The organism is Lunatibacter salilacus (assembly GCF_009797935.1).
In the GTDB taxonomy this organism is placed as follows: domain Bacteria; phylum Bacteroidota; class Bacteroidia; order Cytophagales; family Cyclobacteriaceae; genus Lunatibacter; species Lunatibacter salilacus.
On the sequence record NZ_VOLC01000019.1, the window covers coordinates 33,577 to 48,578 of the forward strand.

General features: G+C 42.2%; 13 protein-coding genes and 1 riboswitch. Of the genes, 6 read left to right on the forward strand and 7 right to left on the reverse strand.

Annotated features, from left to right (window positions below; genetic code table 11):
- Positions 1 to 38: 38 nt before the first annotated feature.
- Both FQ608_RS21435 and FQ608_RS21440 read right to left on the reverse strand, forming a co-directional pair.
- Complete coding sequence (locus FQ608_RS21435; RefSeq protein ID WP_234364317.1) at positions 39 to 206, reverse strand: hypothetical protein; 168 nt, start codon at positions 204 to 206, stop codon at positions 39 to 41.
- A 125-nt stretch (positions 207 to 331) separates the two neighbouring features.
- Positions 332 to 607, reverse strand: a complete 276-nt coding sequence (locus FQ608_RS21440; protein WP_158860547.1) for a DUF202 domain-containing protein — start codon at positions 605 to 607, stop codon at positions 332 to 334.
- 177 nt (positions 608 to 784) lie between these two features.
- Here FQ608_RS21440 and FQ608_RS21445 point away from each other — a divergent pair, with 177 nt between their 5' ends.
- Positions 785 to 1,702, forward strand: coding sequence for a DUF3078 domain-containing protein (locus FQ608_RS21445; protein WP_158860548.1), 918 nt, complete (start codon positions 785 to 787; stop codon positions 1,700 to 1,702).
- Between the two features lie 162 nt (positions 1,703 to 1,864).
- Here FQ608_RS21445 and FQ608_RS21450 read toward each other — a convergent pair whose 3' ends face one another.
- From FQ608_RS21450 to FQ608_RS21470, 5 genes are all read right to left on the reverse strand, one after another.
- Positions 1,865 to 5,275, reverse strand: coding sequence for a DUF1080 domain-containing protein (locus FQ608_RS21450; protein ID WP_158860549.1), 3,411 nt, complete (start codon positions 5,273 to 5,275; stop codon positions 1,865 to 1,867).
- A gap of 35 nt (positions 5,276 to 5,310) precedes the next feature.
- Positions 5,311 to 6,576: a Gfo/Idh/MocA family oxidoreductase gene (locus FQ608_RS21455; RefSeq protein ID WP_158860550.1), complete on the reverse strand. Its 1,266-nt coding sequence runs from the start codon at positions 6,574 to 6,576 to the stop codon at positions 5,311 to 5,313.
- A 462-nt stretch (positions 6,577 to 7,038) separates the two neighbouring features.
- Entirely contained in the window at positions 7,039 to 7,257 is a 219-nt protein-coding gene (locus FQ608_RS21460) for a hypothetical protein (RefSeq protein ID WP_199856440.1), read from the reverse strand.
- A gap of 95 nt (positions 7,258 to 7,352) precedes the next feature.
- Entirely contained in the window at positions 7,353 to 8,609 is a 1,257-nt protein-coding gene (locus tag FQ608_RS21465) for a serpin family protein (protein WP_158860551.1), read from the reverse strand.
- Between the two features lie 95 nt (positions 8,610 to 8,704).
- The gene (locus tag FQ608_RS21470; protein ID WP_158860552.1) at positions 8,705 to 9,880 is read right to left on the reverse strand and encodes a trans-sulfuration enzyme family protein; all 1,176 of its coding nucleotides are present in this window, start codon (positions 9,878 to 9,880) and stop codon (positions 8,705 to 8,707) included.
- Between the two features lie 128 nt (positions 9,881 to 10,008).
- A riboswitch (SAM riboswitch) is annotated at positions 10,009 to 10,112 on the reverse strand.
- 11 nt (positions 10,113 to 10,123) lie between these two features.
- Here FQ608_RS21470 and FQ608_RS21475 point away from each other — a divergent pair.
- From FQ608_RS21475 to FQ608_RS21495, 5 genes are all read left to right on the forward strand, one after another.
- Positions 10,124 to 10,363: a hypothetical protein gene (locus FQ608_RS21475; RefSeq protein WP_158860553.1), complete on the forward strand. Its 240-nt coding sequence runs from the start codon at positions 10,124 to 10,126 to the stop codon at positions 10,361 to 10,363.
- 209 nt (positions 10,364 to 10,572) lie between these two features.
- A complete protein-coding gene (locus FQ608_RS21480) occupies positions 10,573 to 12,945 on the forward strand; it encodes a TonB-dependent receptor (protein WP_158860554.1) in 2,373 nt (790 codons plus the stop codon).
- A gap of 2 nt (positions 12,946 to 12,947) precedes the next feature.
- Positions 12,948 to 13,853, forward strand: a complete 906-nt coding sequence (locus FQ608_RS21485) for a DUF4249 domain-containing protein (protein WP_158860555.1) — start codon at positions 12,948 to 12,950, stop codon at positions 13,851 to 13,853.
- Positions 13,854 to 14,149: 296 nt separating this feature from the next.
- A complete protein-coding gene (locus tag FQ608_RS21490) occupies positions 14,150 to 14,548 on the forward strand; it encodes an arsenate reductase family protein (RefSeq protein ID WP_158860556.1) in 399 nt (132 codons plus the stop codon).
- Positions 14,549 to 14,619: 71 nt separating this feature from the next.
- The gene (locus tag FQ608_RS21495; RefSeq protein WP_158860557.1) at positions 14,620 to 14,814 is read left to right on the forward strand and encodes a DUF433 domain-containing protein; all 195 of its coding nucleotides are present in this window, start codon (positions 14,620 to 14,622) and stop codon (positions 14,812 to 14,814) included.
- The last annotated feature ends 188 nt before the right edge of the window (positions 14,815 to 15,002 follow it).

Consider the following 15,002-nt stretch of genomic DNA (forward strand, 5'->3'; position numbering starts at 1 on the left):
CAATTAAAAGAATATGGCCCAATTTGGTTCGCCAATGCCTATCTTTTCCTGGACAAAGCCACCAATGCTATCCCGGCAACAAGAGCCGCACCTCCAGCATAAGGTGGCCAGTTTACTTGATTTTCTTTTGCAGCAGTGACCTCAATGGGCCCTGCGTCAATAACGGTCTCTTGAGTGGTGTACGTGATTCCTGTGATGATAAACATAACCACCCCAATTACAATCAGAATTATTCCAAAAATTTTCATAGTATCATTGTGTTTGTTTCATCACATTTAATCAAAAAGCTTACCAATTCTACCAAGCTTTATGAAATGAGAAACCGTCAAAACTACATTTCCATATACCTTCCTTTTAGCAACTTTCTACGTAACCGAAAATAATTGATAAAGCCAAGTGCAACTAACAAAACACTGATCAAGAATGAAACATATCCAAAGTCTTTCACATTTTCGAGATCTTCCACTTTGATCAAGGCAGTTCCGCTAACCAAGAAATACAAACTTGTCCTTATATAGGCCAATAAGGTTCGATCGTTGGCAAGTTTAGTACGCTGCCTTGCTAAAAAATCCCTTACTATTAACGTGTTTTCTATTTCAGATTCCATATTTTTGTTTTTGCCAAAATTCAGATTTTATTTTAATTTACTTTGATTTAGTCCAATTGGTGAAAGATATTTTTTTACAAACATTGGCTTAATCGGTTGGTTATTTTGAATATAACTAAGGTAGTTGATTTCCTAAATATAAAATAAATTTAATTGATTCATTTAAACTCAGTTATCATGCGCAAAATAATATTCCTACTTGCAATTTTCTCTGGCTTTACACTTCAAACATTTGCCCAAGTGGAAGAGTTGGCAGATCAACTTGATATTTTATCCGATGAAGCAAAAAAAGACACTACCTACTGGGTTTCAGACTTTAGTGCGGGCCTCAATTTTAATCAGGCAGGATTTAGCGACAATTGGAAGGCTGGTGGTATCAATTCGGTTGCTTTCGGAAGCATTGTGGCTGGTAAAGCATTTTACAAAAAGGGTAAATTAACCTGGGACAACGAATTGGAATTGCTTTACGGTATTGTGAAAAATGAAGGTCAGGGCACAAGAAAGTCGAATGATAGGATGTTTTTTGACACGAAGCTCGGCTATATGCTGTCGGATAAATGGGCGGCATTCTCTTCGGTCAACTTTCTCAGTCAGTTTACTGACGGATTTGAGTATGAGGCAGACGGCTCGCAGCAACTCATTTCCGGATTTATGTCACCCGGCTTTCTTACCTCCTCATTGGGTTTTGAGTATAAACCCAATGATGAATTTAATCTTAGGATCGGCCCCTTTTCCCCAAGGTTTACATTCGTAAATGATCGGGAAATAAGCTTGGCTGTGCCAACAAATTATGGTGTCCCCATTGGAGAAACTACTCGAATCGAATGGTTCGCACTACAACTCTTTGCCAATTATGACAAGGATATCAACGAGAAATTTAATATCAGAAGCAGGTATATGCTTTTTGCCAATTATGAAACCTTAGCTTGGAAAACCATCGATCATCGGCTTGACATAACCTTGACGGCGAAGATAACTGATTTCATAAATGTGACCATGACCAGTATAAGTTTATACGACATCGATCAGGATCCGGGAATTCAGTTAAGCCAAGGCTTGGCATTGGGTATTTTGCTTAAAGTCAACAACAAATAACCGCCATTTACGAACCTTTTTCCAATATGATTTTGATAATTCCATTTAATTATTAATTTTGCTAATATTATGGTAGTTAAATAATAGTTGGTTTAGTTTTCAAAAATAAAAAGCAGGAGATTTTCTCCTGCTTTTTTAATTTAACTCGGTATTATATCTCTTCTATTTACTGAGATCCAATACTCTGATATTTTTAAAATAGACGACATCTCCATGGCCTAGAAACCCGATGTGGCCTCCTTTTCTAGCCAATCCAGAGTGTTCCCTACCGTCCAGCGTTCCTTTTTCTATTGCTTCGGTAATGTCCACATCCAAAATGGTAACTCCGTTTAGGATGACCTTAATCTGATTTCCTTTGGCGACCACTTCCTGATAGTTCCATTCACCCACAGGATTTAAATGACCCCGCTTAGCGGCTGCCACACCATACAATGAACCATGGAATTGGTATTCCTTCAGGTTTTTGTAAATATCGGCGGTATTGTCCAAGATTTGTAGTTCCATACCTGCATAGGCTGCATCGCCTGTCAGCGGAGCCCGGATTCCAAGTCCATTATTGGCGCCCGGAGTTAACTTAAACTCAAATCTGAAAACAAAATCATCAAATTCCTTTTCGGTGAAAAGGTTTCCACTTCCTCCCCGGTCTGGATAAATGGCTATAGTTCCGTTTTCCACCACATAATCCGTCTTATTACCTGTCCATTTATCTAAATGAGTACCGTCAAAAAGCAATTCATATCCCGCTTCTTTTTCTTCGGCACTTAGCTGAAAGGGCTCTGCGCCATCTAGTTCACGTATGTAGATATCCCGGTAGGCGACATAAGTACCATGGGCTTGAAGTTCGATCATTTCCTTTGCAATCAGGGGCTGGCTTCTATCCCAGTAATTCTCCAATGTCACATTATCCACTACCAATTCTCCGTTGAGGTAAACTGTGACCTTTTCCCCGATCATTTTGATATGAAAGGTATTCCATTCTTCCACCGGATTGTCAGCAACCTTAAGCGGTTTGCTTGGGTGTGTGGCGTTGTTATACAAACCACCTGATCCTACCTCCGCACCGACATTAGTCCGGGCAGTGTCCCAAATCTGTACCTGCGGAGTACCTCTTAAATATATGCCCGCATCTCCTTCTGCGGTTATTTTCCAATCTACATACATTTCATAGTCTCCGTAATGCTTTACTGTTCCGATGTTTTCTCCTTTTCCTTTAAAGATGAGTAAGCCGTCTTTTGCTTCCCAACCTTCTTTCATGACAGTATTTGCCTTATCCTGTTCCCTTTGGTAGGATTTTTCATCCATGGCTGCCCGTTTGATAGGATTAGAAAAAACACCCTGCCATCCCTCCAGATCCTTTTCGTTGAATAGGGAATAGAAGCCCTTTCCTTCGCGCATTTCATCCAGGTATTTTTGGAGGGAAGTTTTGTAGTATTGGCTATCTTGGCCACTGATCACATCTCTTGTTTTTTCCACGAGCTCGCGCACAACGTCTCCGTAGAAATCCCCATTGTTTGCAACAATATTCATTACCGATCTCGCAGCAACTTGCGTCAAGGCAGGATTATCCAAATATTTGCCTGCTGTCACCAATGCTTGAAAGGTAGGATATTGACCCAGACCCCTCAAGGCGGTGGTTTTTATGCTGTTGTCGTTTGATAGTTCCAGCGCATTTCGAAGTGCAATAACCTTGTTTTCGTCAGTATCCTTACCAGAAGGTATAAGGGCTACATATCCTTTCAAAGCTTCTTCTTTTTGGGTACCTGAGGCATCTCTAGCGATGCCCAGAAGCATGGATGCAGCGTTGGTATCGGTAGCGGTGTTCAAAGAGCGAATGGCAGCCAGTTTTTGTGTTTGATCTCCACCATCATAGATGGTTTGCAACTGTTCGAATGCTGCTTTTCCCCCTGTCTGGGCAAGAATATCATAAAGTAAGACTTGTTTTGTTTTCTCCAAGCCGCTGATGTTCTGACTCACCCATTGTACCTGGTTGGTAGGATTTTTCATCCTGAGGGCGGCAGTGACGATCGCTTTCTGAATGGATTGAAGATATTCCTGATTTTGTTCAGCCTTCATCAAACCCATTAATTGGTCGAGGTGGGTTGTGTTCGCCATTGAAGCAAGGGCTGTATAGGCTGATTTCTTCACTTCAGGACTTCCATTGTTGATTTGTTGCAAAACGACACCCATATGGGCTTCTGCTGATCTCGCAGCCAGAATTTCAATGAGAATTTTTTTGCCTGGATCAGATGCGCTGGGAATAGCTTTAGCGACTTCTGAAGCAACGTTGTCCCCCGGCATGGTCATCAAAGCAGTTTGGAGGACACTAAGGGCTTCCTCATCAGCATCATTAACGAGTTCCAATAATTCAGTTAAAGCTTCATTTTCTGCTACCAAAACAACGTTACTAATAGCCGCCCTGCGTACGTCGGAATCTGAGCTTTTCAGGTACGGAGATATCAACGGCAACGCCTGTTTATCACCATACTGCCCAAACATGTGGATGATCGAAACTTTTGCGCCCGGAGAAGCTTGGTCCAATGTCGTTTTCCAAGTAGAAAAATTATCTTTCACATCCGTATCAAGGGCATATTTCAGGGCGGCTCCCCGATATAGTTCAGTTTCTGAAAGGGAAGCAGCCTGTAATATTTTTGTAGCATTGGATGGGTTAAGTTTTGCAATCAAACCCAAAGCCCCTGCTTTTGTATGTGGTTGTCCCTTGGCGTCTACTGCTTTGTGAAGACCAGTTGCCAGTTTTAGAGCTTGCTTTTCGGAACCTTCATCCGCCAGCCTGCCTATAAAACGGAGGTACATGGCAGAAGCATTGGTCTCCTCATATGTATAACTGGCTCTTTTTGCCGCACTTCTCAGCACTTTTGCACTTTTAGGTACCGCGATTTGGGCCAGTGCATAGAGCGATACTTTCTGTAAATTGACGTTGTCAGATTTCACAAACGGGACAATGTCTTGAACAGCTTCTTTGCTTTTCATATTTCCCAGTGCCTCGATGAAATTTTTTCGATGCGCGTCATTTTCCGAGGACCTGAGAGCTAACAGCAAGGCTTGCTCAGCGGATGAAGATCCAATGTTATCAAGGACCATGGAGGCTGTGCTGGAAAGCCTTTCATCGTGCAAATAGGGTTCTACAAAAGGAGTAGCGTCTTCTTTTCCTATCCATTGAAACTGGCGAAGCAAAAACTCCTTGCCTTCCAAATAATCCAGCTTGTCCAGTCCCTTACCGTACGCTTGCACGGCCATTCGCGCGTAGTCGCTTTTGGAAGGATGGCTGGCATAAAAGGCAAAACCCGCCAGTGCATATTCCAACTTTTCATTATTGGACGAGGGGGAAAGCATTAGCGCCATTTTTGTAAGGCCCTCCTGGCCCAAACTGGCCATGTTTTCCATCAAATTTATATGGGAATTTTCATCCTGAGAGGGGAATCTGTTTAACAAATCGGCAATCTGGGTGTCCAACGTTCTCCCCGCATCCATAGATCCCTGTGCCAACAACACCGTGTGTTGTATGAGGAATGCCAAAAGGATGTATATTAACTTTTTTATTGCGGTATATGACATATTTTATTTTCTTTTTTGAGGGTATGTTTGTGGAGTTAGATCGTGTAGGGAGCGCGCATGGGTTGATCGATCAACCGGTTGGCCGCATCATCATTGATAAATTCCTGTTTGACAGGATCAAATTCCAGATCCCTTCCCAATCTCAACGCAACTAATCCCATATTGACCATAGTGCATGACCTATGTCCGTTTTCCTCATTCAAGGCAAACTTTTTTCTGGTTTTGACAGCATCGACAAAGTCGGTGACCTGGGGTGCGGGATCAGGGAACTGAGCCAATTTACGTTTAAAGTCAGGAATGTCAGATTCGAACCCTCTATACAGATTTCCCTTTGGTCCTGAAATGTAGGGTGATTCGACGGTTCCTTCCCCATCTAGGATAATTTGGCAGCCGTCCTCATAGGTATAGGTTATTTTTCTCCAAGTACCTACCGCGTCAGGGTGCTGCTGCGGTGCGTCTATTTCTACCTTTACAGGACTTGTGCTGTCTTTGCCCAGAAAATATTGGATTGGATCCATGTAGTGTTGACCCATATCTCCAAGGCCTCCGCCGTCATAGTCCCAATATCCGCGGAATGTCCCGTGGGTACGGTGTTCGTGATAAGGTTTGTAGGGAGCTGGACCCAACCATTGATCGTAATTCAACTCTTTAGGAGGGGTTTCCGGTTGCAAATTGGTGCGGCCCACCCAGTAGAATTTCCAGTCAAATCCCGTGAGTTTTCCAACAGTAACCTTTAAAGGCCATCCCAGCATTCCTGAATCTACCAGTTTCTTGATGTTTTTCACCTCAGTATTCATTCCGTAGAAATTAGCATCAAAGCGGAACCAGGTATTAAGCCGAAATATATTACCATGTGTCTTGATCGCTTCTACTACTTTCTTGCCTTCACCGATGGTCCGTGTCATTGGCTTTTCGCACCAGATATCTTTTCCCTGACGGGCAGCGTCCACTGACATGATACCGTGCCAATGGGGAGGCGTGGCAATGTGCACAATATCCACCTCCGGCAGACGGATCAATTCTCTGTAATCCTCAAACGTTTTCACACCTTGTCCCAGTGTTTCGAGAGATTTTTGTATATGCCGCGTATCTACGTCGCAGATGGCGACTGTTTTGGTGCCGGCATAGTCAAAATGCCCCCTTCCCATACCGCCTACTCCAATTATGCCCTTGGTAAGGTGGTCACTTGGGGCCAGAAAGCCTTTGCCCAGCACATGGCGCGGCACGATGGAAATGCCCCCCAATGCCAAAAGAGAACCTTTAATGAAGTTCCTTCTGGATTTGTTTTGATTATCGTTCATTGTGTATTGAGTTGTTTAAGACCTTGGAAAATTAAGAACCCAGAGGTTAAAGAGTCTTTCCCGGTTTGTTTATATGGAATAATTTATTGAAAATGAGTAATACTTTTTCAGTTCAACCTGTGAATATATCTTCTTGGAAAAGGATTACCAAATAATCGGACTATTAGAACCTGATTTTTATCTAAGGGGAAAGATTCGGATTATCTTCGGTGAAAGTTCGAGATGTGTTTTTTTAGGAAAAATGAAAATCCGGGCTCAAAATCCCCATCAGGTGGACAATTACCGTCGAAAAATCTTCTTGTGGCCATTAAGCACATTAAGGATCTTGCAGTAATGAAATAGCCCACCTTTTTCTAATTAGAAATCATTAAAAAGTAATCCAATCCACATATTTAAGGTTGTTATAGATAGTGGAATGCTGCAATTCCAAAGTCTTTTTAAAAAATATAAATTTTGCTTGATTTATTCTTCTCTGCGTTTTTTCATCGCACTTCTCCAGAAAAAATACCCTATCACGACCAGTGCAGGTAGAATGATAAACATCACCACATTTGCCGTTTCGCTCAAATCTACGGGACCTCTAGGTCTTGGGATACCCGGCTGTTTCTGGCCGTAGGACAAGAATGCCCCAAGGAAAATGACTATAAATGTTAGTATTCGAATGGGAAGTAGGTTTTTCATGATAATTATTGTTTAACAAAAAAACTTGCTGTACAGATTAATCCGCAAACAGCAAGCCATACCCGAATAATTGAAAGAAAAAAGTGGTATTTTAATCAATTGAGTACAGCGGGGTTGGCTAACTTACCCATAAAAAGAAGGGCTCCACTGTGATTTTCCTGTATAAAGAAAACGAAAGGCTTGTCCAGCGTTATCACTGTCGGAGTAGAAGGAATTGAAGTTGTTTCAAGAATCTCCACTATCGTTGCGGCTGCTGCTTCAGTTCCTTTTTCATCCACTTCGATAAAGGCGTCATGGATTACCCGGCTTATTTTTAGTGCGTCAGTCGGGTTGCTGAATAGCCGGGTGAAATTTTCGGGATGGTACTCAAATGGCGAGACCAGGCCCATCTCTTTGAGGTCATCCTTCATATTCTTCATTTTATGTTTCATCTTAAATTTGGGCATTTTTAAGATAAAATTCGCCTCTGAAGCCGTTGCCCTCCAGTTCTCAAGGTTTTCGAAGGAAAAAGATTCTAAGCGGGCGTCAAGGTTATGATCGAATCCAGTGAGGATTCCCATATTGTATTGACCGGTACTATAGGGTATTTCGATGTATTGCAGTTCCCCGTCGGAATAATATCGAAAAGCCGCTGCTTTTTCCAGTTGCATCATATCGACCTCGATTTGCTGGTCAGGAGTGACAAAGAAAGGTTCCTTGGCAGTCTTGTTAGCAGGAAACTGATATTTCCAGTCACCTTTAAAATAAATGGCGTTAACCAAATACATGACGGCATTACCCGGGATAAAATCCAACATGTCCCTAATTATCCCTTGGGTTTTATTTTCTATCCAATTGTTGATGATGTCAACCGATTGCGGATTTGACATATCTAGGGGATCCACCGCGGCATGGTAGTGTTTTTCCGCAGCCTCCTTGAAGGGTGGATGTACCTGATAGCCTTCTTTGTACCAGATTGCGTTTGCTATAGCTATGTTTACTTTAGGATCTACCGCCAAGAGGAACTGGGTGAGTTCTTCCGCAGCCTTATTTGCTTCTTCTATGGACATGCCTTCAAACCGAAGAAGATCAATAAACTCCTCCAACACCTGCCCCTCGTTGCCGTTCATGGTCATGGCAAGCGCCTGATGTATGCTGTATGGGCTATAAAATGAATTTTCCAATCCTGCTTTTTCAAGCTGGTGAAAAAGATCAAGGGCAAATTTGGTGTTTGCAAAGACCATTTCCTTCTCGTAGGCTTGCAGCGTCCGAATATTTGGCGAAATGAGTTCATCACCATCCCCGCCTCCCCAATCGCAGGAAGCAAGTCCTCCGGCAGTTACAAACCAGCACAATAAAGTCCACTTTTTCATAGCACATTTATTTTGAGTCGTTTAAATGCCCAGACGGAGAAGATTCCTCGGATGCTACATTAGAAACAAAAAAAATCAAAAAAAAATAAAAACCCTTATCGGGATTTTTCCAAGGCTCTTTCTATATCCAAAATAATATCATCCACATGCTCCAGTCCTACGGAAAGGCGAACAAGTCCGTTAAGGATGCCCACACGTTCCCTTTCCTCCTCGGAGAGTTTGCTGTGGGTGGTGGATGCCGGGTGGGTGATGATGCTGCGGCTGTCACCTAAGTTGGCGGTTACGGTGATCATTTGTAGCTGATCTATAAAACGCTGTGCCCTTGGCAGCCCGCCTTTCAGGGTGAGCGTGATGATGCCTCCTCCGTGCTTCATCTGCTTTTTGGCCAGATCGTATTGTGGATGGGTAGGGAGAAAGGGGTATTTAACAAATTCCAATTCCTTGCTATCTTGAAAATATTGGGCAATTTTTAGCGCATTTTCACAATGCCTGTCCATACGAACAGCCAAGGTTTCCATGCTTTTGGCCAATACCCACGCATTGAAAGGGGAGAGGGAGGGACCAGTATGCCGCATAAAAAACTGTACTTCTTCGATGTACTTTTTTTCCCCCAAGATTAACCCTCCAAGTACGCGTCCCTGTCCGTCGATGAATTTGGTGGCACTGTGTGTGACGATATGGGCTCCCCACTTTGCGGGCTGCTGTAGGTAAGGGGTGGCAAAGCAATTGTCTACAACTAGGATCAGGTTGTGGGTATTGGCGAAGTTGGCGATATATTCCAAGTCAATGATTTCCAACCCAGGGTTAGAGGGAGTTTCTATGAAAACCATCTTGGTCTTGGGGGTGATGAGTTTCTCCCAATTGAGGATATCGCTGATGTCTCCATAAGTATGGTTGATGCCCCATTTGGGGAAAATGCGGGTAAGTAGCTGATGGGTAGACCCGAATAGTGACCTCGATGCCAATACATGGTCACCTTGCGATAGCAATGCGGCCATACTTCCAAACATAGCGGCCATCCCGGAGGCGGTCGTCACGCCGGATTCTGTACCCTCAGCGGCACATACTTTTGCAATTAGGTCGCTGGTGTTGGGATTGGCATACCGGGAGTATATGTTGCCCGGGATTTCTTCCGAAAACATCTGCCGCGCCTCCTCCGCACTGTCGAAAACAAAACTTGAACTTAGGTAGATGGGAGCGGAATGTTCACGCTGATTGGAAGCCGACTCCGCTATGCGGACCGCTTGGGTTTCAAAATTGTTATACGCCATGGTTGGTTTGAAGAGCTAAAGGATTGAACACACTTCTATCGAAACTTAACTCAATAAGTCGGAAGTCTTCAGGTCTTAAGGCCTGAAAAAATATAGTATTTGAACGAAAGGAGTGTGACATATGTGCTAATTTATAGTTCCCGTTTTGGTTGGGCAGGTTTTGGCACCTTTCGACCGTCGAAGGTTGCCAGAGGGTCAATGAGCCTGTTCTCTCACCTCTTCTTTATAAATCAGTTTCCTGAAATGGTGACGCAAAGTAAAGGCAGGGAATCATCAATTCCAAATATGGTCTTTGGTTTTATCTGCCATTTGATCCATTATTTGGAATTGGTGAACTTTCCATGTGAATTAATGCAACTCGATGTGTTTGAAGAAGGAGAGGAGTTTTTTTTTGATTTTTGGTGGCGAAAGCCGTGGACGATCAACCTATGGAGGAGGCAGGTAGCTTTACACAGAGAGGCTGGATACGGAAGGGAGAGTTGATGATTAAAACTTTTCCAAAATGTTGAACTTTAGAAAAGTTGACTTACAAATAAAATATGAAAAGGCAAAACTTGCTCTTCGTATACAAATTTTCGAAAATTAAACACAGTTAATCAGCACTCAGTATTTCACCTAAATTTTAAATATTTTTAGCATTGCTTTAGAAAAAATAAAAATTATTTTTGCCCTTTCTTTAGCCAACTCATTACATGAGAAACTTTATACTATTTTGTATTTTTCACTTGGTTTATTTTTCTTCATCCGCTCAAAAGATTACCGTCAGTGGAACGGTCAAGGATGCGGAGAATGGTGAAACGCTTATTGGAGTCAACATTTTTGACAAGGTAAACCAGAAAGGGGCTGTAACCAATAATTACGGATTTTACAGTTATTCATTTTCTAAAAAAGAGGTGCAATTGGTTTTTACTTACGTTGGTTACGATCCTGTCCTGATACCATTAAGTATGGAGAAAGATACCATCCTAAACGTAGAGCTACAACCAGCGGGGTTTCTCAGTGAGGTAATTGTTGTAGGAGAGAAGTCCGATCCCATACAGGAAAGTACACAGATGGGAACAGTGAATGTACCGCTTAGAGAGATCAAAAATCTTCCAGCTTTAATGGGTGAAGTGGATATCTTTAAAGTTATCCAGTTATTACCGGGGGTTCAGTCCGGTTCCGAAGGTGCTTCGGGACTATATGTCAGGGGAGGAAGCCCGGACCAGAATCTAGTACTGCTCGACGGTGTTCCGGTTTACAATGCCACCCATTTGTTTGGGTTCTTCTCGGTATTCAATGCGGATGCCATCAATAATGTTGAATTGATAAAGGGGGGATTTCCCGCAAGGTACGGAGGTAGACTATCATCGGTGATTGATATCAGCATGAAGGAAGGCAATATGAAAAAATTCCAGGGAGAAGGCAGCGTTGGTTTGATCGCTTCCAAGCTCACTTTGGAGGGCCCTATTACCAAGGATAAGACCTCCTTTTTGTTGTCGGGCAGGAGGACCTATCTGGACATGATTGCAAGACCCATTATCAGGAATACCTCAGGTGGTCGGGAAGATGTGGGGTATTATTTCTATGATGTCAATGCCAAAGTCAATCATATTTTTAACGAGAAAAACAGACTTTACCTCAGTTATTACGGAGGAGATGATAAAGCCTATTCTTCATTTAACAACACTTGGGAACGGTGGGATAATGAAGGGACTATGAACAGCAAGGAAGAAGCGGGGCTTGGGTGGGGAAATAATATCGCTGCGGTCCGGTGGAACCATGTATTCAACCAAAGACTTTTCGCCAATTTCACAGGAACGTTTACCAAATACAGGTTTAATCTTTTTACCGAATATGAAGACGTATTTACTGAAAATCAGACGGGAAACTCTACCCGTGATTTTTACACAGCCAATTATCTATCAGGAATTAGGGATTTGGCGTTAAAAGCTGATTTTGACTTTATACCGAATCCCCAGCATTATTTTAGATGGGGCGGAATGGTAATAAATCATAGGTTTACTCCGGGGGTTTTTGTCGCAAGAGAGAATCAAACACCTGAAACTAGGGAAGGAGCCACCCCTTCAGATTCTCGGGAACTTTCTGTCTATGTAGAGGATGATTTCAGTATAGGTGACCGTTGGAAATTCAATATTGGAGCCCATTTTTCAGGATTCTTGGCAGATACCGAAACCTATTCCTCCTTCCAACCCAGAGTCTCCATGAGGTATCTTTTAGATCCAAGTTCCTCCTTGAAATTCTCATACGTACAAATGGCCCAATTTGTCCATCTCCTTACAAATGCAGGATTGGGTCTTCCAACCGATCTTTGGGTTCCGTCTACGGATAAAATCGGTCCCCAGGAAAGCTGGCAGGTAGCAGCCGGATATGTTAAGAATTTGGGATATGGCTTTGAATTTTCAGCTGAAGCCTATTACAAACACATGGATGGCGTTATCGAATATCAAGACGGAGCTTCTTTCCTCAATACCTCCGAAGACTGGCAGGAAAAGGTCACTGCGGGGGAAGGCAAAAGTTATGGACTGGAAGTCCTGTTACAAAAAAAGGCAGGAAGGACAACAGGGTGGGTAGGTTACACGCTGTCAAAGACAGAACGCCGGTTTGATGATATTAATTTTGGTGATTGGTTTCCATTCCGATACGATCGTAGGCATGATATCAGTGTAACGGCTGTCCACAAACTATCCGAAAGGATTGACCTCTCTGGGACTTGGGTTTTCGGGAGTGGAAGTTTCATCACGGTACCTACCCAGCAGTATCAACATTCTTTCTCTGTGATTAATGATTCATATTACCGGGAGTGGGGCCAATACGTTGACCATTTTGAATCCAGAAATAATTTTCAAATGCGGAGTTACCACCGCATGGACGCAGGTATCAATTTCAACAAGCCAAAGAAGTGGGGAGAGCGGACCTGGAATGTTTCGATTTACAATGTTTATAGCAGGTTGAATCCATTTTATATGGATATAAGCTATAACTATGATCAACAGCGAAATCAGTTAAGGCAATTTAGCCTTTTCCCTATTGTCCCTTCAGTTTCTTACAGATTTACCTTTTAATTATGAAGATCCAGATCCCGTTAGTATATTTCTTCAGCATTATTGCATTGTCTTCTTGCGAACAATTTCTGGAAGTTGAATTACCGGGGCAAGAACCCAGAATGGCTTTGAATGCGCTTTTGGACCCTTCCGATACACTGAAAGTTTTCTTGACCAGAAGCAAAGGAGTGTTGGAAGATAGGGATTTCAATGTAGAATTTGATTTAGTTGAAGGTGCCGAGGTTTATCTTAAAGATCCAGACGGGCAAATTTTTCCGATGGGGTATATAAACAGAAGCCGACCGTATGAACCAAACGCCTTTTATTTTCTTAGTGGCCACGAATTCCGGGAAGACCAGAATTATGAGATAGTGGCAGAACATCCACAGTACCCCACAATCAGCACTGAGCAAAAGCTGCCAAATAGAATTCAAATAAAATCAATCAACGTCGTCAATTTGGGACCAAGAGCGGATTCTGAGAGTGAATTTGAAGTGACAGTGAAATTTGAAGATCCTCCGGGACGAAATTTTTATGAGGTTTCTGGGAGCGTTCTTGCCTATGATTCCGCCGGAATGTATTATCTACAATCTCAGCTTAATCCAGAGCCTGTAAACCCAGCCTACAAAAAGGATTATTTAATGAGAAATGTAATCGTTTTTGATGATATTTTACTAAACGGTTCAGAGTCAGAAATAGTATTCAGGACAAGCCTGTGGAGAGATTACGATAAAGAACTTACAATAAAACTCTCTCATGTTTCAGAATCGTATTATAGGTATTATGATACGGCTGATCTTCAGCGGTCCAGTCGTGGCGATTTTCTTTCCCAGCCTGTATTGGTCTACAATAATGTCACCAATGGTCTGGGAATATTCAAAGCCAGAAATACAGATCAGCGGGTTGTTGTAGTAAGGGTTGATGATTGACAGGGTAGTTCTATGGCGCAATAGATAATAGATGGTTTCTTCACTCTCTTCCTTCTAGTAGTATGGAAATGACAAAGATATCTGATAGGACTGAGGATTTGATTTTCCAAGTTGTTAACGTTCTGCCACCATTGGAAAAATTACCAACAGTTCATGGTCTCAGTTAAAGGCTCCGTCTTAATTCCAAGCTTGAACAGGTATGAGTTTAAATTGGAGAGTGGTACCAAGCTGGCATAAATTATGCTAGCTGTTTGGTGTGTCTATTAATTTTTTATTATTCAAAACCTTCCATGATCATGTTTAATTTAGGTAAAAGAGAAATTAAATTTCTGTACAACAGCAATAAATCGGAAGATAGGGAAGCGTATGCCTACGTTCTTACTCTTCATAACCATGTGATAAATGAACTGGATCTGAGTAAAAACGACATGACCCCAACCCAGTTTTTAGAATTGGCAAATAAGCTAGAAAAACGGGTTATTGATCTTTTTGATAAGGATTCCGATTATTTCAAGGCTAATATTCAGGGAAAAGATATTGAAGAAACCGACCTTTTGACTTTATTGATAAAAGAAAAATCCGCATTGAAAACACCAATTTTGATTTCTGAAGAAAAGGCTGAGGTTTTGGAATATCCGAGGGACACCATTAAGATGGATATGGTATTTGATAAGATGGGACCGAACAGGATGTGAAAAATTCATTTGAAAGGTTAAAGGGAATCTTAAGATGAGTAAATCATTAACAAATTGATTATCTTTAAACTATGGAATGGCAAAAGTATATCATCTCAGACAACTCCATCCTTTTAGGCAAACCTACTGTCAAGCGGACCAGAATATCCGTTGAGCACATCATCGGATTGATGGCGCAGGGCTGGACAGATCAACAAATTCTTGAAAATTACCCCCGACTACCTCAAAAATCCTTGCAAGCGGTTTTTTCATATAGTAAGGAGTGATTTTATTTTATGGATCAACAACCTGTACATGATTTTGATTTCGCACCTTTGGCGCTTGGTTTTAACATGTAATTAGTACCTAGGGCTTCACTCTAGGCTAGTCATTTTGGGCCTTTGGCGCTGAGTTTTGAAATAGCGGTAACGGATCGTTGTTAATTGGCATTGCTTGCGAGGGCTATAAAAAAGGT

What these genes read in the sequence shown, in the direction of transcription:
- FQ608_RS21445 (WP_158860548.1), top strand. Translation starts at nt 785, where the DNA reads ATGCGCAAAATAATATTCCTACTTGCAATTTTCTCTGGCTTTACACTT.
- FQ608_RS21475 (WP_158860553.1), top strand. Translation starts at nt 10,124, where the DNA reads ATGGTGACGCAAAGTAAAGGCAGGGAATCATCAATTCCAAATATGGTC.
- FQ608_RS21490 (WP_158860556.1), top strand. Translation starts at nt 14,150, where the DNA reads ATGTTTAATTTAGGTAAAAGAGAAATTAAATTTCTGTACAACAGCAAT.
- FQ608_RS21440 (WP_158860547.1), bottom strand. Translation starts at nt 607, where the DNA reads ATGGAATCTGAAATAGAAAACACGTTAATAGTAAGGGATTTTTTAGCA.
- FQ608_RS21470 (WP_158860552.1), bottom strand. Translation starts at nt 9,880, where the DNA reads ATGGCGTATAACAATTTTGAAACCCAAGCGGTCCGCATAGCGGAGTCG.
- FQ608_RS21465 (WP_158860551.1), bottom strand. Translation starts at nt 8,609, where the DNA reads ATGAAAAAGTGGACTTTATTGTGCTGGTTTGTAACTGCCGGAGGACTT.
- FQ608_RS21450 (WP_158860549.1), bottom strand. Translation starts at nt 5,275, where the DNA reads ATGTCATATACCGCAATAAAAAAGTTAATATACATCCTTTTGGCATTC.
- FQ608_RS21480 (WP_158860554.1), top strand. Translation starts at nt 10,573, where the DNA reads ATGAGAAACTTTATACTATTTTGTATTTTTCACTTGGTTTATTTTTCT.
- FQ608_RS21455 (WP_158860550.1), bottom strand. Translation starts at nt 6,576, where the DNA reads ATGAACGATAATCAAAACAAATCCAGAAGGAACTTCATTAAAGGTTCT.
- FQ608_RS21485 (WP_158860555.1), top strand. Translation starts at nt 12,948, where the DNA reads ATGAAGATCCAGATCCCGTTAGTATATTTCTTCAGCATTATTGCATTG.
- FQ608_RS21495 (WP_158860557.1), top strand. Translation starts at nt 14,620, where the DNA reads ATGGAATGGCAAAAGTATATCATCTCAGACAACTCCATCCTTTTAGGC.
- FQ608_RS21435 (WP_234364317.1), bottom strand. Translation starts at nt 206, where the DNA reads ATGTTTATCATCACAGGAATCACGTACACCACTCAAGAGACCGTTATT.
- FQ608_RS21460 (WP_199856440.1), bottom strand. Translation starts at nt 7,257, where the DNA reads ATGAAAAACCTACTTCCCATTCGAATACTAACATTTATAGTCATTTTC.